The 26,525-nt window shown below is 51.9% G+C and carries 16 protein-coding genes; 3 read left to right on the top strand and 13 right to left on the bottom strand.

The features are described 5' to 3' along the window. Nucleotides 1–166: 166 nt before the first annotated feature. The 6 genes from EYB48_RS12490 to EYB48_RS12465 all read right to left on the bottom strand — a co-directional run bounded on the left by EYB48_RS12490 (nt 167) and on the right by EYB48_RS12465 (nt 7,393). The gene (locus EYB48_RS12490; protein ID WP_162020691.1) at nt 167–1,090 is read right to left on the bottom strand and encodes a Tim44 domain-containing protein; all 924 of its coding nucleotides are present in this window, start codon (nt 1,088–1,090) and stop codon (nt 167–169) included. A gap of 20 nt (nt 1,091–1,110) precedes the next feature. Continuing rightward, nucleotides 1,111–1,845 (bottom strand): bifunctional demethylmenaquinone methyltransferase/2-methoxy-6-polyprenyl-1,4-benzoquinol methylase UbiE, encoded by a 735-nt coding sequence (gene ubiE / locus EYB48_RS12485; RefSeq protein WP_162020690.1) that lies wholly within the window; start codon nt 1,843–1,845, stop codon nt 1,111–1,113. A gap of 119 nt (nt 1,846–1,964) precedes the next feature. Further along, on the bottom strand, nt 1,965–2,558 hold the full coding sequence (locus tag EYB48_RS12480; RefSeq protein ID WP_162020689.1) for an energy transducer TonB family protein: 594 nt from the start codon (nt 2,556–2,558) through the stop codon (nt 1,965–1,967). Continuing rightward, complete coding sequence (locus EYB48_RS12475) at nt 2,542–2,958, bottom strand: gamma-butyrobetaine hydroxylase family protein (protein ID WP_162020688.1); 417 nt, start codon at nt 2,956–2,958, stop codon at nt 2,542–2,544. The genes EYB48_RS12480 and EYB48_RS12475 overlap by 17 nt, the downstream gene beginning before the upstream one ends. Nucleotides 2,959–2,963: 5 nt before the next feature. Next, the gene (locus tag EYB48_RS12470) at nt 2,964–3,416 is read right to left on the bottom strand and encodes an HIT family protein (RefSeq protein ID WP_162020835.1); all 453 of its coding nucleotides are present in this window, start codon (nt 3,414–3,416) and stop codon (nt 2,964–2,966) included. Then, nucleotides 3,416–7,393, bottom strand: a complete 3,978-nt coding sequence (locus tag EYB48_RS12465; RefSeq protein ID WP_162020687.1) for a DUF3683 domain-containing protein — start codon at nt 7,391–7,393, stop codon at nt 3,416–3,418. The genes EYB48_RS12470 and EYB48_RS12465 overlap by 1 nt, the downstream gene beginning before the upstream one ends. Nucleotides 7,394–7,733: 340 nt before the next feature. Between EYB48_RS12465 and EYB48_RS12460 the strand changes: the two genes are divergently transcribed. Continuing rightward, nucleotides 7,734–8,402: a DUF3267 domain-containing protein gene (locus EYB48_RS12460; RefSeq protein WP_162020686.1), complete on the top strand. Its 669-nt coding sequence runs from the start codon at nt 7,734–7,736 to the stop codon at nt 8,400–8,402. Nucleotides 8,403–8,654: 252 nt separating this feature from the next. Here the strand turns inward: EYB48_RS12460 and EYB48_RS12455 are convergent, their stop codons facing one another. Together EYB48_RS12455 and EYB48_RS12450 are read right to left on the bottom strand one after the other, a co-directional pair. Next, nucleotides 8,655–9,095 (bottom strand): BLUF domain-containing protein, encoded by a 441-nt coding sequence (locus tag EYB48_RS12455; RefSeq protein ID WP_162020685.1) that lies wholly within the window; start codon nt 9,093–9,095, stop codon nt 8,655–8,657. 490 nt (nt 9,096–9,585) lie between these two features. Then, nucleotides 9,586–12,711, bottom strand: a complete 3,126-nt coding sequence (locus EYB48_RS12450; protein ID WP_202927777.1) for a TonB-dependent receptor — start codon at nt 12,709–12,711, stop codon at nt 9,586–9,588. 967 nt (nt 12,712–13,678) lie between these two features. Between EYB48_RS12450 and EYB48_RS12445 the strand changes: the two genes are divergently transcribed. Together EYB48_RS12445 and EYB48_RS12440 are read left to right on the top strand one after the other, a co-directional pair. Beyond that, nucleotides 13,679–16,363 (top strand): beta-mannosidase, encoded by a 2,685-nt coding sequence (locus EYB48_RS12445; protein ID WP_162020684.1) that lies wholly within the window; start codon nt 13,679–13,681, stop codon nt 16,361–16,363. Between the two features lie 11 nt (nt 16,364–16,374). After that, nucleotides 16,375–18,828 (top strand): glycoside hydrolase family 31 protein, encoded by a 2,454-nt coding sequence (locus EYB48_RS12440; protein ID WP_202927776.1) that lies wholly within the window; start codon nt 16,375–16,377, stop codon nt 18,826–18,828. Between the two features lie 152 nt (nt 18,829–18,980). On the opposite strand, the gene EYB48_RS12435 is transcribed toward EYB48_RS12440, so the two are convergent. The 5 genes from EYB48_RS12435 to EYB48_RS12415 form a co-directional block, all read right to left on the bottom strand. After that, nucleotides 18,981–21,443 carry a GH92 family glycosyl hydrolase gene (locus tag EYB48_RS12435; RefSeq protein ID WP_162020683.1) on the bottom strand — a complete coding sequence of 821 codons (2,463 nt, stop codon included), beginning with the start codon at nt 21,441–21,443 and terminating at the stop codon, nt 18,981–18,983. Nucleotides 21,444–21,504: 61 nt separating this feature from the next. Then, nucleotides 21,505–22,896 carry a glycoside hydrolase family 47 protein gene (locus tag EYB48_RS12430; RefSeq protein WP_162020682.1) on the bottom strand — a complete coding sequence of 464 codons (1,392 nt, stop codon included), beginning with the start codon at nt 22,894–22,896 and terminating at the stop codon, nt 21,505–21,507. A 27-nt stretch (nt 22,897–22,923) separates the two neighbouring features. Beyond that, nucleotides 22,924–23,847 carry a carbohydrate kinase family protein gene (locus tag EYB48_RS12425; RefSeq protein WP_162020681.1) on the bottom strand — a complete coding sequence of 308 codons (924 nt, stop codon included), beginning with the start codon at nt 23,845–23,847 and terminating at the stop codon, nt 22,924–22,926. Continuing rightward, entirely contained in the window at nt 23,837–25,066 is a 1,230-nt protein-coding gene (locus EYB48_RS12420) for an AGE family epimerase/isomerase (protein ID WP_162020680.1), read from the bottom strand. Before EYB48_RS12420 ends, EYB48_RS12425 begins: the two co-directional genes overlap by 11 nt. 55 nt (nt 25,067–25,121) lie before the next feature. Further along, nucleotides 25,122–26,105, bottom strand: coding sequence for a LacI family DNA-binding transcriptional regulator (locus tag EYB48_RS12415; RefSeq protein ID WP_162020679.1), 984 nt, complete (start codon nt 26,103–26,105; stop codon nt 25,122–25,124). Nucleotides 26,106–26,525 lie beyond the last annotated feature (420 nt).

Here is a 26,525-nt window from a genome sequence, read left to right as displayed (position 1 = left end):
GGTATCAATAAAAAAACCGCCCGACAAATGACGGGCGGTCTCCAGTTTAACAGTTTCCGGGCAGGCAGGTCCTGGATCTGTATCAGCTGATGTCAACTTATTGCTATCAACTGATTGCGATCAACTGATTGGCAGCGCATTGCTGCGACCTGTCTGCACTGCCAGATCAGACTTGCTGTATCCCTGCCAGTACCCAGCCACCCTGACCATTTGCAGGTTTAGACAGATTCCAGACTTCGGCGAAAGGCTCGGTCGGCGCATTCGCCGCTTCTTTGATCATGCCAGTGAATTTCACGCTGGCCATGTAATCATTGCCTACCTGTTCAATCCCCAGCAAATCGGCATCGATACTGACCACGTCGGTCACATTCGCACTGGCACCACGTTCCTGCAATTGCAATTTCAATTCAGCGAACATTTCGGCGGTAGTGAATTCACGCAGATCATTGATGTCAGCCTTATCCCAGGCCGCTTGCAAGCGGATGAAATAAGACTTGGAGCTGCGCAGGAAGCCAGGCACATCAAAATCAGCCGGAATTGTCCAGGAACCCGCATTCGGATCGACTGCAGTCTGTGTCTGGGCTGACTGATAAGCCTGATGATCTGCCTGAGGCTGAGCCTGATTAAAGCTCTGCGCCTGTGGTACACCGGCATACGCTGGCTGACTAAAGGCGTTCGCCGGTGCCGCTTTATTGCCACGGAACAGACGGAACAGGAAGAAAATCAGAAGACCGATGGTCGCAAAAGTCAGCAGCGAACCCAACATACTGGCGACGGCACCACCCAGACCAAAGTGCGACAACACACCCGCCAGCAAGGCACCACCGATCAGACCGCCGACGATACCTTTCCATGGTGTCGCTGGTTTAGGCGGAACAGCAGCTGCCGGTGCAGCAGCTGGCGCACCAGGCTTGGCCTGATTCGCAGCATTACCCGGATTCGCAGGTGTAGCCGGCGTCGCCTGGCGTGACACGTTTTGTGACTGGCGTCCGGAAGACCCACCGCTACCCAGGCGTTTAGCATCAGCATCCGTCACCGTCATTGCTAAGGTGCTGGCGACCATGACCATGGCGAGTAAAAATTTCTTCATTGCAGTGACTCCTTCACTTCTTAAAGTTTGATTCCAGTGTGTAATGCGGCCACACCTGCCGTCAAATTGAAATATTGTACCTTTTCCAGACCGACCGCTTCCATCATGCCTTTCAGCGTTTCCTGATCCGGATGCATACGGATAGATTCCGCTAAATAACGGTAACTGTCTGCATCACCAGCGATTTTCTGGCCCATCCAAGGCAGTATCTTGAATGAATACAGGTCATACGGTTTTTGCAGCACTTCAGGCACCTTAGAGAATTCCAGCACCAGCAATTTACCGCCCGGCTTTAACACCCTGTGCATTTCTGCCAGCGCCTGCTCTTTGTGCGTCATATTACGCAAACCAAAAGCGACCGTGACGCGGTCAAAATAATTATCCTGGAAAGGCAATTTCTCTGCATCGCACAGTAAAGTGGGGGTGATCAGGCCTTTATTCAAGAGGCGATCGCGTCCTACACGCAACATCGACTCATTAATATCGGTATGCCAGACTTCGCCAGTCTTGCCCGCCTGCTTCACAAATTCCTTGGTCAGATCACCGGTGCCACCGGCGATATCCAGCACCTTGAAGCCGGGACGCACGCCAGCCTGGGCGATGGTGAAGATTTTCCAGATGCGGTGCAAGCCACCGGACATCACGTCATTCATGATGTCGTATTTGGCCGCCACAGAATGGAAAACTTCCGCAACCTTATGTACTTTTTGATTTTCTTCGACTGTGGTGTAACCGAAATGGGTGGTATTGCTCATAATTTCTGACTCCTTTGCGATGCCGCATTATAGGGGAAGTGCCCGCAAACGGCATGGATTTTGGTCATCTCAACATGTATCCAGGGTACTGGCCGCAGCCCGGGACGCTGCACAGCAGCCTACTCTGCGCGCTGAGGTAAGGCGATACTGCGCACCTGAAAACGCCCATCATCATTGAACAGCCAGGTTTCAGATAGCTCCAGTCTGGCGCCACGAATTAATTTAGCCGGCGGTTTGGCAAACGGTGCAGCCTGACGCAGGCTTTGCATGGCGCGCTGTTCAGCAAAACGGTCGCCGTTACCGCGTAACAGTTCCACCCGGCTCAGACTGCCATCGGCATTGATCACATAACGCAGCACGATCACGGCACGCAGCAAAGGCTGAGGCTGCTCCTGATACACATAAGAAGGGAAACTGGCATAGACGCGCTGCGCCACCTCGCGCTTATATGCATCTATGCTGGCCGCCTGTGATGGTGCCGGAGGTGGCAGTGAACGTGCTGGCATCTCCGCCGGAACAGCATTCGTATGACCAGAACCAATGACAGGGCTGGCTATGCCAGGCACAGAGCCACTGCGATCAGGCGGCGCTTCAGTAATGCTGCTGCAAGCGCTCATCAGCAGCAAACCTGCCGCACTGACACTGGCTGTGCGGCCAAAGCGGCGCATTTGCCTGCGTCCGGTCTGTAATAAACGCTTAGTGCGCGCTGCCACAGGAACGTCCTGCACTGATCATGGGCGCATCGCGGCCAGTCTCACCCGGATGCCCAGCTGCCTGCAGCTTTTGCAGATAGTCCTGCCACAGCTGGCTCTGATTTTCGCCTAACCAGTGTAAATACTCCCAGGTGAAAATTCCTGAGCTATGTTCGTCTGAAAACAAGGGCCGCACCGCATAATTCCCGACCGGCTCTATGCCCACCAGGCTGACTTCGCGCTTACCGGTCTGCAGGGTTTCCTGCCCCACGCCGTGACCACGTACTTCCGCTGAAGGCGAATACACACGCATCAGCTCAAACGGCAGCACAAAGCTGCGACCATCGTCAAAGCTGATTTCCAGGACGCGCGACTGGGTACGCGCATTGAGTGAAGTAGGTTGTGGTTTAGCTGTACTCATCGTTGTTATATGCTGGATAAGCGCTGTTGTATGGCGCGGATTAATTGCGGCAGGCGTTCACGTCTGGCGGTCAGAATTTCTTCTGCCGGGCCACGGGTCTGTACTGCTGCCCAGACCGGATTCGGAAAATGAACGTCATCCAGATAGCGCGGTATCACATGCCAGTGTAAATGCGGCACCATATTACCAAAACTGGCCAGATTGATCTTATGCGGCAGCAGCACTTCACGCTGCGCCGCTTCCACCTGCCACACCACCTGCATGATTTCCAGCCGTTCTGCCTCAGACAAATCGGTCATTTCTTTAACATGGTGGTTCCAGATCACACGGCAAAAGCCAGGATAACTCGCGTCATCCACCAAAATCACGCGCCAGTTAGCACTGCTCACAATAAGCTGCGGCTGAGTAGCCGCACATAATTCACAGCCGGGCACGGCTTCATGCTGAACAGACTGCATCACACCAATACCCTTTCAATTCCGCCGTTATTCGCTTTAGCCACATATTCAGGCAACCAGTTCTCACCCAGAATATGCTTCGCCATTTCGACCACAATGTAATCAGCCTCAGTGCCACTGTCGTCGTTATAGCGCGACAGGCCTTGCATACAGGATGGGCAGGAGGTAAGAATTTTCACATCACCGCTAAAGCCATCCGCGCGCAGCTTATCGGCACCGCGCTGCATTTCGCCTTCTTTGCGGAAGCGTATCTGAGTAGATATGTCAGGACGGCTGACTGCCAGCGTGCCAGACTCACCGCAGCAACGTTCGTTTTTCTCTATCTTCTGTGTGCCATTGGCAGCCGGAATCAACGCGTTCACTGTCTTCAGCGAGTCCTGCAACTTCATCGGCGTATGGCAGGGATCGTGATACATGTAACGGGTACCGGTCACGCCTTCCAGACGCACATTTTTCTCCATCAGATATTCGTGGATATCGATAATGCGGCAGCCCGGGAAAATTTTATCAAACTCGTAGGTCGCGAGCTGGTCATAGCAAGTACCGCAAGATACCACCACCGTTTTGATATCCAGATAATTGAGTGTATTCGCCATGCGGTGAAACAGCACGCGGTTATCCGTCATCATTTTCTCTGCCTTATCAAACTGGCCGTTACCGCGTTGCGGATAACCGCAGCACAGATAGCCAGGTGGCAGCACCGTCTGTACACCGACATTCCACAACATCGCCTGCGTCGCCAGACCTACCTGCGAGAACAGACGTTCCGAGCCACAGCCCGGGAAGTAAAACACGGCTTCGGTATCGGCATTGGTGGTGTGCGGATTACGGATAATCGGCACTACTTTATCGTCCTCAATATCAAGCAAAGCACGCGCAGTTTTCTTAGGCAGATTGCCCGGCATTTTTTTATTGATAAAGTGGATGACCTGCTCTTTGACCGGTGCGCGGCCTACCGTTGCCGGTGGTGCCTTAGTCTGCTTCTTCACCACTTTCTTCAGTAAGTCGTGGCCTAAGCGCTGCGCTTTATAGCCCAGCCCTATCATGACCTGACGGGTCGCATTAATCGTGGCCGGGTCAGTCGCATTCAGGAAGAACATCGCCGCCGAGGTACCTGGGTTGAATTTTTTCTGTCCCATTTTGCGCAGCAGATTGCGCATATTCATAGAGACATCGCCAAAGTCGATATCCACCGGGCAGGGGTTCACGCACTTATGGCAGACCGTGCAGTGATCAGCCACATCCGAGAACTCATCCCAGTGTTTGATCGATATCCCACGCCGGGTTTGCTCTTCATACAGGAAGGCCTCAACCAGCAGCGAAGTCGCAAGAATTTTATTACGCGGCGAATACAGCAGATTCGCGCGCGGCACATGGGTGGCGCACACCGGTTTGCATTTACCGCAACGCAGACAATCCTTGACACTGTTAGCAATCGCGCCAATATCGCTTTGCTGCATGATCAGCGACTCATGGCCCATCAGTCCAAATGAAGGCGTATAGGCATTGCGTAAATCCGCGGCGAACTCAGGCAGATTCAGCAGCTTGCCTTTATTGAAGCGGCCTTCAGGATCGATTCTTTGTTTGTAGCTGCGGAAGTCACGGATTTCCTCTTCAGTCAGGAATTCCAGCTTGGTGATGCCGATGCCGTGTTCGCCTGAAATCACGCCATTGAGCGAACGTGCCAACACCATGATGCGCGCTACCGCATGATGCGCCACCTGCAGCATCGCATAGTCATCCGAATTCACCGGCAAATTGGTATGCACATTGCCGTCACCTGCATGCATATGCAAAGCGACAAACACACGGCTGCGCAGTACTTTTTTATGCAGGGCGACGCACTCATCCAGTATCAGGCGGAATGCGGCGCCGTTAAAAATCTGACGCAAAGGGCTGCGTAATTCATTTTTCCAGGAGACGCGTATGGTTCTGTCCTGCACCAGCGAGAACACCGTTGCGTCAGGCTGGCGTTGCAGCCTTTCTTCAACATTCGCTGCCAGTTTTTCCAGGCCCAGTTGCAGTAATTCGGACTGTGCTTCACGCAAAGGCTTATCCAGTTGCTGCAGTAAATAAGACCAGCGTGCCTGGGTCGCATCGAGTAAAGCCTGGGTTTGCAATACCCGGTCTTCCAGCAATTCAGCCGCCGGAATATCGTCGCCATCGGCATCCTCACTCTTACCCAGCGGCAGATTGCCTTTACTGAAAAATGCTTTCAACTCAGCCAGCATGGCGAGTTTATTTTGTATCGACAATTCGATATTGATACGTTCTATACCGTCGGTATATTCGCCCATACGATTGAGCGGTATCACCACGTCTTCATTGATTTTGAAGGCATTGGTATGCTTGGAAATGGCGGCTGTTTTAGCGCGGTCCAGCCAGAATTTTTTACGTGCTTCCGGACTCACCGCGACAAAGCCTTCACCCACGCGGGTATTCGCGATGCGTATCACTTCCGAGGCAGCCCGCGCTACCGCATCTTCATCATCGCCGACGATATCGCCGAACAAGGCCATCTTTGGCAACACACCGCGTTTGGATTTGGTGGTGTAGCCCACTGCTTTCAGATAACGCTCGTCCAGATGCTCCAGACCGGCGAGTATCGCGCCGCCCTGCTTGCTTTCGCCATCCAGATAGTCTTTGATCTCGACGATGCTAGGAATCGCATCCCTGGCCTGGCCAAAAAATTCCAGACAAACGGTGCGCGCAAATTTCGGCATTTTGTGCAAAATCCAGCGCGCGGAAGTAATCAGTCCGTCACAGCCCTCTTTTTGCACACCTGGCAAGCCAGCCAGGAATTTGTCAGTCACGTCCTTACCCAAGCCCTCTTTGCGGAATACGCGGCCCTTGATTTCCAGCTGCTCGGTTTTGAAAGGCTGCTTATCGCCGGGATGGGTCCACTCCAGCCGGAATTTCGCCAGTTCCACGTCATGGATCTTGCCCAGATTATGTTCCAGACGCGTGACTTCCAGCCAGTCGCCATTCGGATCGACCATTTTCCAGGAAGCCAGATTATCCAGCGCCGTACCCCACAACACGGCTTTCTTACCACCCGCATTCATCGCCACATTGCCGCCTACGCAGGACGCCTCGGCCGAAGTCGGGTCGACTGCGAATACGAAGCCAGCTTTTTCTGCCGCATCCGACACCCGCTTGGTCACGACCCCTGCGCCGGAATAGATGGTCGCGTAATCGCGATCCACACCCGGCAGGCGTGTCATCTCGACTGCACCCAGGGTTTCCAGTTTTTCCGTGTTAATCACAGCCGACAAAGGCGTGAGCGGAATCGCACCACCGGTATAACCGGTACCACCGCCGCGTGGAATAATGGTCAGCCCAAGTTCTATACAAGTCTTGACCAAGCCTGCCATCTCATCTTCGGTATCCGGCGTCAGTACCACAAACGGATATTCGACGCGCCAGTCAGTCGCGTCCGTCACATGTGAGACCCGGCTCAGGCCATCAAATTTGATATTGTCTTTGGCGGTATAGCGCGCCAGCAGACGGCTGGCTTTTTTACGCAAATCATAGGTGTCGCGGAATTCACGCGCAAAATCGGCGACTGCCTTGCGCGCAGCCTGTACCAGCGTTTCCACGCTGTTGCTACGCTCGGCATCGTCATCATTCTGGGTATTCAGGCGGCGTTTTTCGACTTCCGCCAGACGGTGATTCAGCGCATCGATCAGCGCCTGACGCCGTCCCGGATTATCCAGCATATCGTCCTGCAGATACGGGTTACGGCGCACGACCCAGATATCGCCCAGCACTTCATACAACATGCGTGCAGAACGACCGGTCTGGCGTTTACCACGCAACTGATCCAGCAGCGTCCAGGACGCTTCGCCCAGCAAGCGGATCACAATTTCACGGTCGGAGAATGAAGTGTAGTTATACGGAATTTCCCGGACACGGGTGGGTAAAGCGCCCTGCGGCGTCTCTGCATGCAGGGTGGGTATCTGGACTGGAGCGTTCATGTGCGGCGGCTTAGACGATGGCAGACAGCGCAGGCAGGCTGCCGGCAAACCAGCGCCAGCGTACCAACTTGCTTCCGTCTGAGGTTTCTCAAAGGCTTATTCTAACTTATTGCGATGCACCATGCGGCAACAGCCTTGAAGTTTGTACGGCTATGGCTCCATTTTGTGGCATTTGACCAAAGTTTATTCCGTCTGCCAGCCCTATCCTGATTAAATCCATGAAAATTTATTCACCATACAAAAATCATTTCTGGAAAAATATAACCATTTGTTCTGGCCAGACTGCCCCATCAGGGTAGCGATTTCGCTTACCTTCGCGCAATATACATGGCGTGATCGCATGGGGGTGGCAATAATTACCGAAGTAATGAAGTGGCAAATTGCCACCTCTGTATTTTGTCCAATCACTAGTTCACTGTTTATGATCAAATTTCTCGAAGCCAATATCACGCATCCCCCACTAAACCAAGGCTGGCAAACGGTGCCGCTTGGTTTTTCCAACCTGATGCTACGGTTTATCAGTTATGGCACGATCTTGCTGTTTTTTATAGTCAATGGCCTGTGTCTGCACTACTTTGGTTTCAGTTACCTGCAAGACTTTGTACAGACTGTGGGCAGTCAACCAGTTCGTATTCTGAGCACGATTTGCATATTCATCGCACTGTATTTTGTCATCCACGAAATCATCCACGTTGCATTTCACCCTGATCATGGCTTTTCAAAGCGCACCATGGCCGGGGCTGCAAATGGGACGATATTTGTCGTTTACAACGGAGAGGTTTCATCTCGCAGAATGTACATCATTTTGCTTGCGCCGCTGCTGACACTCACGGTTGTACTCAGCATTTTCTTTTACTGCAACCCCAACATCAATCAGGCACTAATGGTGAATACCTTTGGTATGCATTTCAGTGCGTGCTTTGGTGATCTTGCCTTACTGTTCCAACTTCGAAAGACTGCATCCAAAACCATGTACTGGAACAGCGTTTCGGTTGCATGGGCGAAGTAAGCTTGAGTAAAAAAGCAAGTTCTCCTTCATACCTAACTTCAGGGTCGTTTCTACAGGCAACCAGTTACCTGTCGATTCCTGGCGGCCTTGCAGCAGGAAGCGTGGATTCGCTTCTTTCAGTGCGCCTGGGCGATCGCTTTCAGCTCTGAGGCCGTGCCCTCCGCGAATCCCATCGACCAGGACGAGAAGTGACGCAGGAGTCCACCGCATGCGACCGAATCAGCGATTCTTCAACGATAGTAATTAAAAAAATCAGGCGACACAGCGCTTGGAATTTTGCCAGAAGTGCAGTAACAACTTTAAGCCAGGCGACACATGAGATGCCCCCTTGAGATTTCTGCGTTCATGGTTCCAGTGCGCCTGGGCGATCGCTTTCAGCTCTGAGGCCGTGCCCTCCGCGAATCCCATCGACCAGGACGAGAAGTGACGCAGGAGTATGGGTTCGCTCACTAACTCACAAATATTTCGATGGGAGAAAGAACGACGAATACGCTCATAGACGAGATCAACTGCGTCTTTAGAACCCTCAAGGTATTGAAAAAAACTACCATCATTGTGCAACAGCACCCCGGTAACATCGCACTTACGATTGAAGGCTCTGGCATCCACAAGTAAAGCATCAATCGCCTCTGGCGTACTTAATCGTTCTGTTGCAGTACTGATGTAGGCTAAGGCATAAAGTTTTGTGGGCATTATTTTTTATAAGCGCGAACGTTAATGGATTCAGGAAGCTCCGCAGACCGCAACATGTCGAGCCAATCAGATGATGCCGGTTTGGAGACTGCCACATAGGTTTTATCAACGATACCAAATACTCAAAAGAATTCACGATTGGGTTTCAGAAAAATCCTCAACAGCTAAGGCCTCATCCCAGTATTAGTTAATCCACAGCATTATATGTACATGATTTACCAAATTACCATTAAATTATTAGAGAAACAATATCCGGGCTAATTCGCTGTTAATGCACAGTACCGTCATATGTTCCATTTGAAAGACGCGTCCTGCGAGGGCTTGAGATAAGATCCACGCGGCTCGCGGTATATCTCTGTGCCTTGGTGTCACCGCTTTTACAAGCCTGGGCTGTCATAAAAAAAGGCAGTAGCCGGTAGGTCGGCCACTGCCTGTAAAAAACACCCCTTGCATTGCGCGTTGGGGAGCTTGCGGGACTTGTGTTTGCAGATCAGAACTTGTAATTCAGGCCCACGTAAAAAACGCGACCTGAATAGGCATTCGAGTAAAAGCGATCCCTGGTGTCGTTACCCAGATGAGAACTTGATTCCGATTGCGTCAGGTTAGACACAGAAGCAGTCAGGCTGAGTTGCGGACTAATGTTATAAGCTGCGTTCAGATCCAGCTGGCTGTATGGGTCCTGATAAACATTCAGCCCATTAATCAGCCCTCCCACGACTTCGCCACGGCGGTTATACGAAGCACGCACCAGGTATTGCTCTGTGCTGTAAAACAAGGTCAGATTGGTTTGATTTTTGGCGCTGCCAACCAGCGGTGATTTACCGAGCTCCTTACCATTAGCAAGCGTGATTGCGGCTTGATTAGTTTGGTTATAGGTATAGTTAAACTGAAATCCAACACCGGATTTGAACGTATGCTGCGCATACAATTCAACGCCTTGCGACACCGCGTCGCGGCCACCCGCATTGGTGGAAAAGTTTTGTACCGTCACAGGATTACCACCAACGACCATAGGCATACTTACCAGTACCGGTACCGCAAAATTGCTGACATTCTTGCGGAACAAACCAGCACCAAGTACCGATCCGCGATCGAAGTACCATTCCAGCCCCAAATCAAACTGAGTGGCCTTGTATGGTTCCAAGCCCTTGTTGCTGCCCTGGCCAAACCAGCCCTGCTGATCAGCACCGCCGATCAGACGACGATCATTCACATATTCCTGGCTGTAGTAATTCAAACTGCCAGGCGACGCAATGTCACCATAACTTGGCCGCGCCACTACCTTGGAAGCTGCTGCACGCAACAATAGTTTGTCGCTCAAATCATAGGCCAGGTTAAAGCTGGGCAGTACGTCTGTATAAGTGCGATCCAGGGAACTGACGACGAAAGACGACTTGCGTCCTATACTGTCCGGCAGTGTGGTGTAACCGCTGATGCAGCCGGAACCGGCAGGCGCACCGGTGGCTGGCAGCCCACCCGCACGGCAGGGTGCAGGCGCACCATTCGCACCGTTGTAGAAATAATCGTTGTAGTAATCCACCTGATCGGTCGAATCGGCATGCTGCTTCGTTTGCACCAGTCGCAAACCGGCATTACCACGCAGGCGATTCGTTTTGATATTCGCCTGCAGATAAGCTGCTGTAATTTTTTCGCTGACGTTGTACACGAAATTGTCTTCGTTACGCGTCCGCATAGCACCATAGGTCTGATTCAGGTAGGCGATATAGGCAGGAAAATTAATCGCCGGGAATGCACTGGCCTTAAAGCCACCGGCAATATTATCCAGCGATGTGGGATACAAAAAGCCCGGCTGAAACTTGGAAGCACTGGAGTCGCAACCTGCCTGGTAGCGGTTATCATAGTTGCTGCCATCCGTGCCCTTACAGGCCCAGTAATTATTTCCTGTGCTGCGACGAATGCCGCCATCACGGTACTTGGCACCAAATTGCAAGGAGTCAAGCCAGTCACCATCGACATGCCAGGTAAAGTCGGCCTGCGCATACTTTTGCTCGGTACTGTTCTTAGTCCATGAAGAAGAGGTTGAACCCAGGTCGATTTCGCCTATGCCTTTTCTCAGGTTATCCATCAGTTGCGGCGAGAAGTTCATGGTCGGCGTACCGACGGTACTCCAGGAACTGGCGTAGTTCCCCAGTGTCCAGCTGCTGTCCGCGTTTTGCATGCGCGGCTTGATCGGCATGGTAAATTGCATCTCAGGACCACCGCTGGCCCAGGTACGTCCGCCCTTGAAAGTCGCATCGATCGAGCTACCAGTCCATTCAGCTTCGAAATCAGCTGTCTGTGACAAAGAGCTTTCGCGATTAAAGCTACCGGTAATCTGCGGCGTCGGGATAGTACAGTCATCAGGACCGAAACCACCTGTATTTTTGAGGCCACCAGCCGCTGCTGCGCTACCACTGCAATAATAAGTCTTGCCGGGACGTGCGCTGTATTGCGCACCAGTGACAATAGTACCGCTACGGTCGAAAGTCAGGCCGTCGAGCATACGCCCGCCTGGCCAGTTGCCGTCTCCGTCATAGCGTGCCAGATTCCATTCCGGAATTTTTAAAGTATTGGTTTGTGAGTTTTGCGACAGATCGAAACGGAAATAGTTGGCTGTCAGATTCAGGTTGCGCACAGGCTTGAATTGCAAGGTCAGCTGTCCGCCCTTGCGTTCACGATCCTCGCTCTTCACATCCAGATTGACTGAGGTTGGCATCATGAAGTTTTTGTAGTACTTGCCATTCTGGTCGTAGAAACCGGATTGCCCCCACCATTTGGAGTTCAGCCCCGACGGTGCGCCATTGACATCGACAGGTGGATTAGTCTTGTAGTTATCGGCATACCATTGCCAGTTTTCTGTGCTGGCCCCCATGGTACGTGTGGTGCGCTTTTGCTGGGTGTAGCCGACCAGCACGCCAAAGCGATTGCTTTCATCATGCCAGGCATATTGACCGGAAAACTGTCCATCAAGCTTCTTGCTGGTATCCGCCCAGGTTCCTTCCGTCGAAATAAAACCGCTATGCGACTTGACCTCCAGCGGACGACGGGTGCGCAAGATAACCGTGCCACCAATACCACCTTCATCGAGACGCGCTTCCGGTGTCTTATACAGCTCTGCACTCGACAGCATATTCGAGGGCATCAGCATATAGTTGAATGAACGGGTAGGATCGCCATTGGATTCAGCTGTGGCGATGTAATTGCCATTCAGCTGGGTCAGTGTCAGTTCAGAAGATAAGCCACGAACGCTGACATTTTTACCTTCACCACCGCTGCGATTCACAATCACACCGGGTACGCGTTGTAAGGCATCAGCGACATTTTTGTCAGGGAATTTACCAACATCCTCAGCCGTCACCACTTCAACAATCGCATTGGCAGAGCGCTTTTGATCAAGGCTATGCTCGATAGCATAACGGTAGCCTGTCACGACCACTGCAGCTGGTTGTGTCGTTTCGGTTGATTTTTCTGCTTCCTTCTGAGCAGGTTTTTCTGTTGGAGCAGTTTGTGCGTGCGCGCTGGAAAGAGCCAGCAATGCGGCACTCACAGCCATGGCGATGGGGGTAAAGCGACAACGACGATAATGATGTGAGGCGGGATCAATTCTAAAGCTCATATTATGTCTCCTGATTGTGGCCAACAGCGGGCTTGTTATATGGCGCTGGCTGATTACTCTTCGTTCGTGGAACAGACCTGCACCTTCCGAATCTGCTCGCTTCCCCAGAAAGCGCATTACGCAAACTGATGAGAGTCCTGACGATTTACTAAACGACATTTTTTCTATGTACATGTCGTTGGGCACGGAAATACACCCAAATCCGTTTATACAAAAAAAGAAAACACACTTAAACAAGATCTCAAAATTTGGGCGAAGTTTAGCTTGATTAGTAAACACAAGTCGAAAAGTGTGGATCGTGCTCCCGCATAATCTATGTAATGCCAACTGACTCTGTCATTCCGCGTCGGCTGTCACGCATGCCTGCTCTGTCAGCCAAAGCCGGACATACTGCCTTTGCAATCAGGACTGCGCGCAGTTAAGTCAACTTTCTCCTCTTCGCTGATGGTAAGCATCCTGATACAAGTTCTAAATCCAGACTCCGTATCACGAAAGCTGAACTTCAGCCCAGGCACGATGCGCGCGAGCGCACAAGCGCTGCCGACAGTAAGAAATTTTGTTTAGTGAACTCTATAAACAAGCGCAGATTTTTTTGTATTAATTGAAGTAAAAAAATTGGCGCTATATAAACCTTCATCAGAGGGATTCAGGGCCTGTTTACCTATAAACGATGAAATGCATGCGCAGCAGTTCCTCTGTCGCATGCAAATTTCGGATCAATCCGCGTTGTTTTTTCAGTCGCTTAGCAACTCAGTAACTGCGCATTCAGGCAGGTCTGACGAATCAGTGCGCGAAGCCCAGCCCATCCCCCAGGTCGGCAAAAAAATTATGGATAAGGCGGTATCCAGCACGCTGACACAAGCTGGCAGCCCGTTCTTACTGTCGCAGCTTTGTCGATTGCAGTTGGTTTGTGATGGCTGATTCAGCTGTCTCTTTCTTCAATTCTTTTGATGATCAGGATGTCGACATGAACCTACCCCACTCTTCCTTCCGGCGCTATTTTCACAAGGCTTGCCTGGGCTTGCTTGCAGCCTCATCCAGCCTGATCATGGCGGCACCTGTAACGGGAGCCACTACGCGTGTGCAGAATTTATCCGGCAGCTGGTCTTTTCGCTTGCCACACAGCGACCCTGCGGCCGCCAACTATGCGAAAGCAACCGAATGGCATACAGCGCAGGTTCCCGGCCATGTCCATACAGATTTACTGGCACACCAGTTGATTGCCGATCCTTATGTGGGTGATGCTGAAGCTGCCTTGCAATGGATAGGAAATGCGGCATGGGAATACCGGCTGCAATTTGATCTGGATGAACATATCCGGCAATCCAGACATCAGGATCTGGTATTTGAGGGTATCGATACATTTGCCGACATCTATCTGAATGGGGAAAAAATTGCGACGACGGACAATGCCTTCCGGCGCTGGGTTTTACCGGCCAAAAGCCTGCTCAAAAAACGTCAGAATGAATTAAGACTCATCCTGCATTCCCCCATACAACGCTTACTGCCACAGGTACAAGCCATGCCCATCAAGCTGGCAGGTAACTACCCATCGCCATTTGGGGATGAGCCGCGTGATGCCATGACCGGCAATTTTGCCCGCAAGCCTGGATATCATTATGGCTGGGACTGGGGCCCCAGGTATGTCAGTGCCGGTATCTGGCGCGCCGTCAAAATCGTCAGTTATGACGAGGTGTTTCTGCAGGATTTTCATATTCAGCAAGGCCGGCTGAATACCCAAAGTGCGGAACTGCAAGCTAAGCTGGAAATACAAGCCGATCAGGATACACAGATCGATCTGGATTTACGCATCCTTGATCCGGATGGCAAACAGATCCTCTCCAAAAATGTGCAGGCTCAGCTTGGCAAAGGACACAATCAACTTTCACTGCCGCTACACATAGATCATCCGCGGCGCTGGTATCCGCATGGCATGGGTGAGCAAGCTTTGTACAGTGTCAGGCTCAGCATACGCAAGGGCAAAAAAATCATTACGGAGACAACTAAGCGTACCGGTTTGAGGCAGGTTGAACTGGCGCGTGAAAAGGATCAATGGGGCCAGGCATTTGGCTTTGTGATCAATGGTATCCCGGTGTTTGCCAAGGGTGCCAATGTAATTCCCTTCGATATGTTTCCCAACCGCGTCAAGCCCGGGCAGATACGCGCCATTCTGCAATCAGCCAAAGATGCCAATATGAATATGCTGCGCTTGTGGGGCGGCGGCTACTACGAAAGCGATGCGTTTTACGACATGGCAGATGAGCTGGGTTTAATGCTATGGCAGGACTTTATGTTTGGCGGTGGCGTCGTTCCGGCATATGATCCAAAATTTCGTGACAATGTCATTGCTGAAGCCAGAGAGCAGATACTGCGTCTGCGCTCCCATCCCAGCATAGTACTTTGGTGTGGCAACAACGAACAGGAGACGGCTTGGAAGGATTGGGGAATAGGCCAGAAACTCACCGAAGCCAATCCGATTTTCGCTGCGCACGTTTGGGCAGGCTATCAGACGCTGTTTGGTAAAGATTTGCGGGAGCAGGTTACCCGTTTAGGCGCGGGGGTTCCGTATTGGTCCAGCTCGCCAGGAAATGATCTGGCGGATCGCGCCAATGACAGCAATAACGGTGACAAACATTACTGGGATGTCTGGGCCGGCTCACAAGCGATAGAGTCTTATTTATCCGAGACACCCAGGTTCATGTCAGAATTTGGCCTGCAAGCCTGGCCAGTACAAAGTACCGTCGATGCCTTTGCGCCCCGCAGTGAACAGAGCAGCGATAGCCCGCTGATCCGCGCCCATCAAAAATTCCTGGCGGGTGATGGCAATCAGCGCCTGCTGCACTATATCCGCGCCAGTTACCCGGAACCCAAAACCTTTGCCGATTTTATTTATCTGAGTCAGTTGATGCAGGCCGAAGGCATAGAACTGGCAGCGCTGCATCACCGCAGCAGCAAACCTCGCACTATGGGTTCTCTGTACTGGCAACTGAATGACGTATGGCCTGGCGCATCCTGGTCCGGCATCGATTATTTTGGGCACTGGAAAGCTTTGCATTTTCATGCGAGAAGATTTTTCGCACCGCTCGCCGTTGCAGCGCTACATGATAAGGGCATCACCCGGATCAGCGCTGTGTCTGATCTGCTGCAAGACCAGGCTCTGGAATGGCGATTGCGCATCATGGACGTAGACGGCAAGCTCTTGCGCGATGAAATCCGGCCACTCACATTATCTGCCAACAGCGCGATAGAACTGGCACAAATCAGCGATGCAGAATTACCTCCGGCGAGCAAAGCCGATACGACGTTTATCGTGGCTGAATTAATCAGAGACGGGAACAGCATCGCGCGCAGTATCGCCTATTTGCAAGCATCCAAACAGCTGACTTTACCCGATCCATTACTGGAGGCGACTATTGTCGCTGAGGCGGACCATTATCGTCTGCACTTACATGCAACCAAGCTGGCACGCGCTGTCTGGCTGGATTTTGGCGAGCATCAGCACAGCTTGTCCGACAACGCGCTGACCTTACTCCCTGGCGAAAGCATTTCCCTGCGTCTCGACAGTGCGCAAAACCTGACGACGCTGCGCGACAGTTTGCGCATTCGTCACCTGGCTCAACTCAAAGCCGCAGCTCCGGCACCATCTCCTTGAAGAGGCATCATATGTCGATACCACGTCTGCCACGAAAGAAACTGAAAAACCTTTGCACTATTCTGCTGTGTAGCTCCAGCCTGGTGCTGATGATGACAGAGGTGCTTGCTCACCCTGTTTTGCAGCCAGGGAAGCTCATTTCTTACACACGCAATCCCAACGGGGTGGCGATAAAAACCGAACATGCACAGGTCGAACTGACAGTGTTTTCACCCGGCGTGATACGGGTGCGTATGGATAAAAAAAATTTGGGGTCCGATTTTTCTTATGCAGTCACTGGTCAGGCAAGTAAGACGGATTTTCAACTCACTGAGCTTGACGACAAGCTGATTCTGCAAACCTCAGCATTGCAGCTCTTGATACAGAAGCAGACCTTTTCTTTGCGCTTTGAGACCCCTGACGGCGTGCTGATAAATCAGGATGAACCCGGTCTGTCGAATTCATGGATAGGCGATGAGGTCAGCAGTTACAAAACGCTGCAGGATGGCGAGCGTTTTATTGGACTGGGTGAAAAAACAGGTAATCTCGACCGGCGTGGCAGTGCTTATACCAATTGGAATACCGATGCGTTTCGCTATACCGGAGAAACCGATCCGCTCTATGCAAGTATCCCTTTTTACATCGGCATTCATCATGGCATGAACTATGGCATCTTCTTTGACAACAGCTATCAGACGGATTTCAATTTTGGTGCCAGCAACCGCCGTTTCTCCTCCTTTTCGGCGCAAGGTGGCGAGTTAAACTATTACTTCATTTTTCAGCCGCGTGTGGCGGATATCCTCCGCGCCTATACCGACCTGACCGGGCGTATGCCTTTACCTCCGTTATGGAGTCTGGGTTACCAGCAAAATCGCTGGTCTTATTATCCGGAATCAGAAGTGATGCGTATCGCTCAAACTTTACGCGAAAAGAAAATTCCGGCTGATGGCATTACCTTAGATATTCACTACATGGATGGCTATCGGGTATTCAGCTGGGATAAGCAGGCATTTCCAGATCCCAAAGCCATGACAGCAAGGCTGGCCAAGCTGGGCTTTAAAACTACGGTCATCGTTGATCCCGGCATCAAAATAGACGCAGGCTACGCCACCTATACACGCGGTCTGCAGCAGGATGCATTTCTGCGCTATGCCGATGGTACGCACTACGCTGGCGAAGTCTGGCCGGGCTGGGTGGTTTTTCCTGATTTTACCCGCGCCGCCACCCGTTCCTGGTGGCAGGCTGAAGTCGCCAGTTATGCAAAACAAGGCGTGGCCGGCATATGGAATGACATGAACGAGATTTCCACCTGGGGCCAGAAAATGCCCAACAATATCTTATTCGACTATGATGGCCAGCTCACTACCCACAAGCAAGGCCGCAATGTGTATGCCTTGGAAATGGCCAGATCCAGCCATGAAGGGATGAAGCAGGCGAGCGGGGAACGTCCGTTTATTTTGTCGCGTTCGGGCTATGCCGGTTTACAACGTTATGCGGCAATCTGGACCGGGGACAATACGGCAGACGAAGAACACATGCTGCTCGGTGTCCGCCTGCTCAATAGTCTGGGTCTGAGTGGCATGCCTTTTACCGGCATGGATATTGGTGGCTTCACAGGTACACCGACAGCTGGCTTGTATGCGCGCTGGATGCAGATTGGTGCCTTCACCCCCTACTTCCGTAATCATGCCGCCAGTGACAGCCGTTCTTCCGAACCATGGACCTATGGCGAGGATGTGCTGAACATCAGCCGCAACTACATTAATTTGCGCTACCGGCTCATGCCTTATCTGTATTCCAGTTTTCACCAGGCCGCCAGCTCAGGTCTGCCAGTCATGCGCTCACTGGCAATCGATTACACTCATGATGCGCAGGTGTATAGCAGGCATTACCAAAACCAATACATGTTTGGCGATGCTTTCCTGATTGCGCCTTTTACCAGCAACAAAGAGTTTGGCCGCCTCTATCTGCCTGAAGGTGAATGGTATGACTTGTATAGCGATAAACGGGAACCCGGCAAACAAGCAAAAACGCTGGAATTGCGCCTGGACCGCTTACCTGTCTATGTCAAAGCCGGCAGCATCATCCCCATGCAATCTCAAGTCCAAAGCACCGCTGAGCAGCCGGAAGACAGCTTGTTTATCCATGTGTATAACGGTACCCAAAGCAACAGCGCCAGCTATTACGAAGATGACGGCCACTCCTATGCGTACCAGAACGGAGATTTCTACCAACGTCAGATGCGCTTTGTTCCTGAGCGCAGGGAAATTCAATTCGAGGCCAGCCAGGGGAAACACGCATCCAAATTTCGTAAGCTGGAGATCCTGTTACACGGCTTTAATGACGTGCGCAGCATAGCGTTCAATGGCAAGACCATCGACCTGGAGACACTGCGCTTGGGATTTTTTGGGCAGGAAGACAGGGAGTTGAATGTATCCAAATTCACTATCCCGAACAGCGCTGGAAAAATCACACTCAACTACTGAGTTCATTTCCGGTCGCAGGTACATGCCGGCATGTACCTGCGATACCGGGATACGGCTATGCGCCGAAATCCGCTCTTAAAACACGCCGGGCTGCCCTAGCCATTAGCAAGGGCAGCCCGGAACAAACAAGCTCACCGCAACACTAGTGCAGTCTAATGCCCATCCAGCGGACCCGGAGGCAGTGCCTGCACACTGCTGCCCCAGGATTTAGCCTTGTCGTCATGGCTCAGATCCAGAACAAGTTTGCCGCCACCTTGTATCTGCTCCCATGACAGCCATACCTGAGACAAAGGCTTGCCTTGCCATTGTGCCTGCCGGATCAAAGGGACCGCTGTTGACCCTGTTGAACCTGTTGGTGCTGCAGGTGCTGCTGCCTTACTCACTATGCTAAGCGTTTTTCCATTGCCCAGATCCAGCTCCACCTTTGCGAACTTAGGCGCATGCAGCAAGAACTGACCACTGCCCGGCATCCACGGATAAATGCCCAGGCTGCTGAATATATACCAGGCGGACATCGTGCCTAAATCATCATTGCCCGTCACACCATTGGGGGCATTGCTGAACAGAGTTTCGGCGGCACGTAATACGGTGCTTGTTTTCCACGGCTGACCGGCCAGCGTGTACATCCAGGGTACATGCAAGTCTGGCTCATTATTCGGATTGTAGCGATATTGATTGTAGTAGCTGTATGGCCCGACTACCCAGTCTTTACGCACAGTCTGATAGGCGTTTTTTTCTATCTGATCAAAGGCAAAAAAAGCATCCAGTCGCTTCGCAGCGGCCTCGCGCCCGCCCATTGCAGCAAACAGCTTCTGTACATCCTGAGGAACCAGCCATTGATACTGCCAGGCCGTACCTTCATGAAAACCATGTTCTGCCCGTGGATTGTAATGCCCCTGCAATTCAGAGAACCAACTGCCATCCTCCAGCCGTGGGCGTGGGAATCCTGTGAATCCCAACTCTTTATCGACCGCGTCTTTGTCCCACAACTTACGCCAGTTTTGCGCACGCTGTCGCAACAAAGCAGCATCAGCCTGCTCGCCCAAAGCTGCTGCCATATAGGATAAGGCGGCGTCGGCTGCAGCATATTCCAGACTGGCTGAAGCACCGTGATGCGGGTCTACGTCCATCCCCTTCGCCCTGAAGCCTTTGTCATATTGCACAAAGCCCTCGCGCAGATATTGTGGATTGCCTGCCCGTCCTTCTGAGCGTAATTTGAAGCTGGGTACACCAAAGGCATTTTGACGTAAGGCGGCATAGGCTGCCGTCTCTTTGCCTGACAGCGCACCGTAGCGCCACAGATCCACCAAAAACGGTGTCACCGGATCACCCGTCATCACATTCGATTCAAAATTCGCATAGCCCCAGCGTGGTAGCCAGCCGGCCTGCTCTTGTATTTTCAAGACAGAACCGGCGATATCACGCGCCCGTTCTGGCCGTAGCAAGGCGATGAGCTGATTTTGCGCGCGATAGGTGTCCCACAGCGAAAAGAATTCGTAATAAGTGCCGCTATCGACGGTATGAATGGCATCATCATAGCCACGGTAACGGCCGTCGCTGTCATTGCCGGTCAGCGGCTGCAACAGTGCATGATACAGCGCCGTGTAGAACACGGTACGATCGTCATTATTGCCATCCTCTATGCGGACACTGGCAAGTTCCTTATTCCATTCATCCTGCGCCTGCTTGCGCATCGCATCGAAGCTGCGCAGCTTACCGCCAGACTTTCCGTCAGCTTGTAAATTACGTCGGGCACCCTCTGCATCGACATGGGAGATCGCAGTAATGGCCGTCACCGCCTGATCCGGCTTCAGATCGAAACTGAGCCAGGCGCCATGGGGCTTGCTATCCCCTTGCTGACTTAATTGCATGCTGGCTTCGGTACCGCCGCTTTCATTCCAAATACCATGGGTACGGAAATCCTGATCAAACTCCATCCTGAACCAGGTGGTATATTGCGCCCCGCCACAAAAACTGCGTGTGACGATTTTTCCTTCCAGCGTATGTTTGTCCACTACTTGCAAATGGCTGCCTACGACTGAATGACGCTCATTGGCCTGCCCCAGATTGACCAAGATATGCGCGCGTCCATTCGGCTGATGAAAGGTATAGCGCTCTGCCCCCGCTCTGGTGAGTGCGGTGGTCTCGGCGGTAATGCCGCCGTAGTCAGTGAGCCTGACTTTGAAGTAGCCCGCTTGCCCCACTTCGCCATCGTGGGTATAGCGGGAACCATAGCTCTTGTGATCGAAGCTGCCAGCTTTACTGGTATCAAAATTTCCGCCCGCCTGAATGCTGCCTGTGACCGGCAACACAGAGAGTTGACCACCCTGTTCCCAGCACCCTGCACCAGACAAAAATGAATGGCCAAAGCCACGAATTTTCTGATCAGTATAGCGCCAGCCTGCATAGTGCTCGCCGATAGGGCTGAGTTGTATCATGCCAAACGGAGCGACCGCACCGGGAAAGGTATTCCCGTCGTCCTGCGTACCAATAAACGTATTGACCGGGAAGCGCTTGTCGGTAGCACTAGCTGCGTAAGTAAAATCGCCGGTACCGGCCAGCAGCGTCAGCACAGCTGCAACGGCCACGCGTCCAAAGTTGGATAGTGTATTCAATTTGTCTCCTGAATTTTGTCAGCCACCACAACGGTAGCGGCCATTGTGATGGACTCTTTTCTTATTTTTTGATGATTTTCTTTTTTTGATTCAGCCAGAAAGGATGGGCTTCTGTATTGAAAGTGACATCCTCAAAATTAATGGTCTTCTTTGGCGCAAACAACAAATAAAAATACTTGAAGGTTTCGGCAAACACAAAGCTCTCCATCGAATCTTCGCGGCTGCTGTTACGCACATCTTTTAGCGCAGTGTATCCAGCCTCGCTGCGGCAGCGTTTCACAAAATCGAGGAAAAATTCTTTACCCATGGCGCGGTACTTGTTATCTCCGGTGTAGTGATACAAGTAATAGGCCGACTCGATGATCTCAGGCCGCAATGCGTATTCCGGCGAAGTGACCAGCATGGATTGATAGTTCAGGGCTTCAGGTTCCATGCCATGCAAGCGCCACATTTTCAGATTAGATTCTTGCAGACGTTTGGCGCGATCCAGATCGCCACCCAGAGCAAGCAAGGCTGGCATAAAGGCATCCAATGCGCCATATTGGGTGGCGTTGCGGGTCCCCTTATCCATGTCAGCATGACCGTACCACAGCTCGCCGCGTACTTCGTCCGCCAGATACTGATTGACACCGGGAATACTCTTTTCCCACATCATTTTGCAATCCTGGTCACCAAACAGCTTCCAGCATTTGTACAGATACTCGTAATAGGAATCGATGCCACCACCGATATGCGCGTTCTTGTTAACCCAGACACCCGTCTCTACATCAATGGCTGAACCAACCAGCCCCAGTTTGGACCTATGCTCATAGGTGGCAACCAGCGCGCGTTTGGCTTTGTTATAGAAAACCGGATCGCCGCTCAGTTTGCTCAACATGCCAAACTCCAGCAGCAAGGTGCCAGTTTCAGCCGGGTTACTGATCTTGCCGCGTACCTTGCCAGTACGCAGATTCACATGCGTAAAAGGTAAGCCGGTAGGCGACTCAAAAACCGGCAGCAAACGCTGACCCAGATCCTTTGCCAGATTCAACAATCTTGGGTCTTCGGTCATCTGGTAGGCGGACAACAGACCACCCAGCAAGCGTATGGTGATTTCGAAATTCTGTACTTCCATATCGTGATCAAAAGAGAGCTTAGTGGCGATCAGTTCGCGCGCTTCATCAGCTTCTTTCTTCAAGCCCATCAATACCAGCGTATCGAGTGCATCCACCGGCGTCATCAGCAAGGATTGTGCGTACCAGTTATGTCCGGATTTACTCAGCGGCTTTAAGGCGTCGTAGCCCCAGGCATAGCGTTTGTAGGATTCCCAGGCATGCCGGGTTTCATTTTTCACTTGTAATGCCAGATGAGCAGCTTCTTTTTCCGTCACGCTTTCTTGTTGAGTCGCATGACTCAGTGTCGCGACACCGAGAGCCAGCACCAGCAAGATGCCAGACCATATTTTGATACGCATGTTGTTCTCCTTTATCACTGTCAAGATTCAGTTCTTTTTGTACGGGCCTTTATATAAGGCCTCTATTTGTTGCAAGCCTGGCGCCTGTGCGCCTGATGCCATGCAGGCTGCAGCCCCGGCTGCCAGAGCAAAGCGCAGATGATTTTCCGGCGCTCTTTCCGGATGCATGAACAGGCTGTAGAGCAAGCCTGCAATGCTGGCGTCGCCAGCACCGATGGTGTCTGCAACCGCGACCTTGAGTGCATCTGCGCGCCATACCGATTCTTCGATATGGAGTGAGGCACCCAATTCACCACGGGTATATAAGACGGTCGCAGCAGGATTGATAGCACGCAGTTGTTTGAATGCCAGATCAGCATCATCGCAGCGAAATAGTCCGCGCAAATCGTCGTCGGAGACCTTGATCAGATCCGCCAGGCGCCCCATTTCATGCAGCGTGGCGTCGTAGTCAGCATGCATATTGTTACGAAAATTCGGGTCGTAACTGATCTTTACGCCTTGCGCTTTCAACTGTCGCGCCAGTCCCACCAGTTTTCCAGCCAAAGGCTGGCGAGCCAGGCTGATGCCGCCGAAGTGCGCCCATTGCAAACGCGAACTCCAGCCAGTCGGTAACTGTGCCGGGTCAAAATGCAAGTCGGCACTATCGCTGCCAATAAAGAAGTAATCAGGGGGAGTACTTTCACCAACGATAGCCAGTAAAGGGGGACGTTCATATTGCTGCAGCAAGCGTAAATCCAGCCCGGCATCGGCACTGGCCCGCAACAGTTCCTGACCAAACAAATCCTTGCTAACCGCACCGGCGAAACCGGTAGACAGTCCCAGTTTGGCCATACTGCGTGCGACATTCCAGGTCGAACCACCTACGACACTGCGCCACTGTCCATGACCGCAAGCGATCATGTCAGTCAGTGCTTCGCCAGCACTGAGCATTACAGGAAATTCAGCATCCATGTTGTTCCTCCTTCAAAACACGCAGGATTTCATAGCAGGCACCCATGGTGTGATAATCGACTTTGCCTGCCGGGCTTTTTTCATCGCTGAGCTTACGGTTGTCACGGGACAGAATACGGAACCAGGCACCAAACTCGTGATCGATCATGTGTTGCCAGCTGTATTGCCACAGATGTTCATAACGCTCCCAATAGCTGTCGTGACCCGTTCGTTTGGCCAGCATCGCTGCTGCGGCCATAGATTCCGCTTGTACCCAAAAATATTTGTCACCATCGCAGATGCTGCCGTCAGGCGCAAAACCGTAGCAGATGCCACCGTATTGCTCGTCCCAGGCAAACTGCATGGCCTTTTCGAACAAGGCTTCAGCAGTCGGCAATAGCCATGCCTGGTCATGTTGAAGATGCTGGGAATGACTTTCCAGTTGCAGCAATAATTTGGCCCACTCGGTAAAGTGGCCGGGCTGAAATCCCCAGGGACGGAACAGGTTGGCCTTGTCTTCGAGGTTGTAATTCCAATCGATGTTCCAATTCGCGTCGTAGTGTTCCCAGATCATGCCTTGCGCCAGCGCGGCCTGGCGCTGCGTGATGTTGTGCGCCACGGTTTCTGCACGATGTAAAAAGTGCAGTTCGCCGCTTGCCTCGTAGGCAGCCAGCAAGGCTTCGCAGGCATGCATATTGGCATTCTGACCGCGATAACTGTCCAGCTGCTGCCAGTCAGCACTCGCCTGGTCGGCATACAGACCATGCTGCGGCTCCCAGAAACGCTGCTCCATCAAGTCCATCGTCTCATCAAGAAAAGCGCGCGCCTCAGTCAGCCCTGCCATCAGAGCATGGGCATAGGCCAGCATGACGAAAGCCAGGCCGTAGCAGTGATTATCAGCGTCGATAATGGTCTTGCTGCCATTTTCCCAGCGCAGTTGCCAGGCATAGCCACCTGTGAGCGAATCACGGTGTACCTGCCGTAAAAAATCCACTCCGTGTTTGACTTGATCCAAATATGCGGGATTGCCGAAATGGCGATAGGCCATGGCATACACAAAAACAAAACGGGTACTGCTGACCAGATGACGACTGTGAAGATCATAAATACTGCCATCATCTTTAAAGTAATGAAAAAAACCACCACTGGGATCAATACTGCGCGGGTAGTAGAAATTCAGTGTGTCACTGATGTGATCGGTCAGGACAGAAATTGATTTAAAGTCGGGAAGTGGATGCATACAATTAGGAATGGAGCTCAAAAGAGAGAGAAAAGTGAAAGCCTGAGTGCTGCGGCTAATCGTCGCAGCTGCTTTCGCGTACGATTAATTCAACTGCCAGCGTTTTTTCTATGATGTCGTCAGTTTGTTTGCGTATCAGTAAATCCACGCCGGTCGCGCCCAGTGCTTCTTTATTGACTCGGATACTGCTCAGCGGAGGGATAGATTTGGCGGCAGCATTGATATCATCAAAGCCAACGATGGCGATGTCATGCGGCACCTTCATGCCAAGATCAAGACAGTAATGCAGCGCCGTCAGTGCGGCACTATCGTTGTAGCAAAACACAGCATCTGGCGGACGACTAAGACTCAGCAATTCACGCATCGCTTCACGCACGCCGTTTTCGATATCACTGGGGTCCGGAATGCTGACTTCCAGACTGGGGTCGGCCAGGGTTTTGGATTCATACAAGGCCTGACGAAAACCGCGTGCCCTTTCCTGAATACTGAAATGCGCAAGTGATCCAGAGATCATGGCGATACGTTTGCGTCCGCTCTGTATCAGATGGCGGGTCGCCAGAAAACCACCAAGCCGGTTATCCGGATTCACCGAGGTATAACCGCGCAAGCGCATATCGACCAGCACGATAGGCTTACTGGTATGCAGCAGGGCCTGGAGTAATTCCGGTTCAAAAAAACCAGCGCATAAAATTGCATCCGGCTGATGCAGACGTATCTGCTCCATAACGGGTTCTGACGGGCCAATGGCCACGAACGAGAGCGCGATTCCCTCCCTGCGACAAGCCTCTTCAGCTCCATGCAGCACAGGAGAGAAAAAGGGACTGCTCGACAGAGTATTATGCTGCCGATGTAAAAGAAAAACGATGCGCCTGATTCTGCCCTGCTTCAGATTGGCAAAGTCATAGCCGAGCTCACGCGCGACTTTGCTGATACGCACGCGGGTAGCCTCGGTCAATCCACCCTGGTTCTTCAATGCACGTGATACCGTACCAATCGACAGCCCGGTAGCCTGCGCAATATCGCGTATGGTCACACTCATGCCGTGAACTCCTTGCAAGTTAGATCAGTTTCAAAATCAGGAAAGCGAGCCTGTATCTTGTTCATTGCTTTGTTCCTGCTGATAGTGCTCGTAGTGGATAGTGCTGAAATGCGAATGTGATGCGTTTACCTTGGCTGGTATTTACATCGTTAAACCTATTCCATTTAACGACTTCCAGCCTGTCAGCGACAGTATGTTTAATAAACGATACAGACCACTTCAAGCTAGCAACTATTTGCCCCAAAATACGAATTCTTCATTTGAACTCATTTATACAAGTGGCAAAATCAAGGGTCAATTAAGCGAGAAAAAATGGTCTCAGTTTATTAATTTTAGTAAACAAGACCGGAAAAAACACTGAGCGGAATTCGCTCAAAAATAATGGCGCACTGATGACAGTGCGCCACAACAATGAACAAG

The sequence above is a fragment of the Cognatundibacterium crateris genome, assembly GCF_010078235.1.
Lineage (GTDB): Bacteria > Pseudomonadota > Gammaproteobacteria > Burkholderiales > Burkholderiaceae_D > Undibacterium > Undibacterium crateris.
This window is presented reverse-complemented; position numbering and strand designations above follow the sequence as displayed.

Bases quoted from the DNA above. Each gene is read 5' to 3' on its own strand.
- EYB48_RS12490 (WP_162020691.1), bottom strand. From the start codon at position 1,090: ATGAAGAAATTTTTACTCGCCATGGTCATGGTCGCCAGCACCTTAGCA.
- ubiE (WP_162020690.1), bottom strand. From the start codon at position 1,845: ATGAGCAATACCACCCATTTCGGTTACACCACAGTCGAAGAAAATCAA.
- EYB48_RS12475 (WP_162020688.1), bottom strand. From the start codon at position 2,958: ATGAGTACAGCTAAACCACAACCTACTTCACTCAATGCGCGTACCCAG.
- EYB48_RS12470 (WP_162020835.1), bottom strand. From the start codon at position 3,416: ATGCAGTCTGTTCAGCATGAAGCCGTGCCCGGCTGTGAATTATGTGCG.
- EYB48_RS12465 (WP_162020687.1), bottom strand. From the start codon at position 7,393: ATGAACGCTCCAGTCCAGATACCCACCCTGCATGCAGAGACGCCGCAG.
- EYB48_RS12460 (WP_162020686.1), top strand. From the start codon at position 7,734: ATGGGGGTGGCAATAATTACCGAAGTAATGAAGTGGCAAATTGCCACC.
- EYB48_RS12455 (WP_162020685.1), bottom strand. From the start codon at position 9,095: ATGCCCACAAAACTTTATGCCTTAGCCTACATCAGTACTGCAACAGAA.
- EYB48_RS12450 (WP_202927777.1), bottom strand. From the start codon at position 12,711: ATGAGCTTTAGAATTGATCCCGCCTCACATCATTATCGTCGTTGTCGC.
- EYB48_RS12445 (WP_162020684.1), top strand. From the start codon at position 13,679: ATGAACCTACCCCACTCTTCCTTCCGGCGCTATTTTCACAAGGCTTGC.
- EYB48_RS12440 (WP_202927776.1), top strand. From the start codon at position 16,375: ATGTCGATACCACGTCTGCCACGAAAGAAACTGAAAAACCTTTGCACT.
- EYB48_RS12430 (WP_162020682.1), bottom strand. From the start codon at position 22,896: ATGCGTATCAAAATATGGTCTGGCATCTTGCTGGTGCTGGCTCTCGGT.
- EYB48_RS12425 (WP_162020681.1), bottom strand. From the start codon at position 23,847: ATGGATGCTGAATTTCCTGTAATGCTCAGTGCTGGCGAAGCACTGACT.
- EYB48_RS12420 (WP_162020680.1), bottom strand. From the start codon at position 25,066: ATGCATCCACTTCCCGACTTTAAATCAATTTCTGTCCTGACCGATCAC.
- EYB48_RS12415 (WP_162020679.1), bottom strand. From the start codon at position 26,105: ATGAGTGTGACCATACGCGATATTGCGCAGGCTACCGGGCTGTCGATT.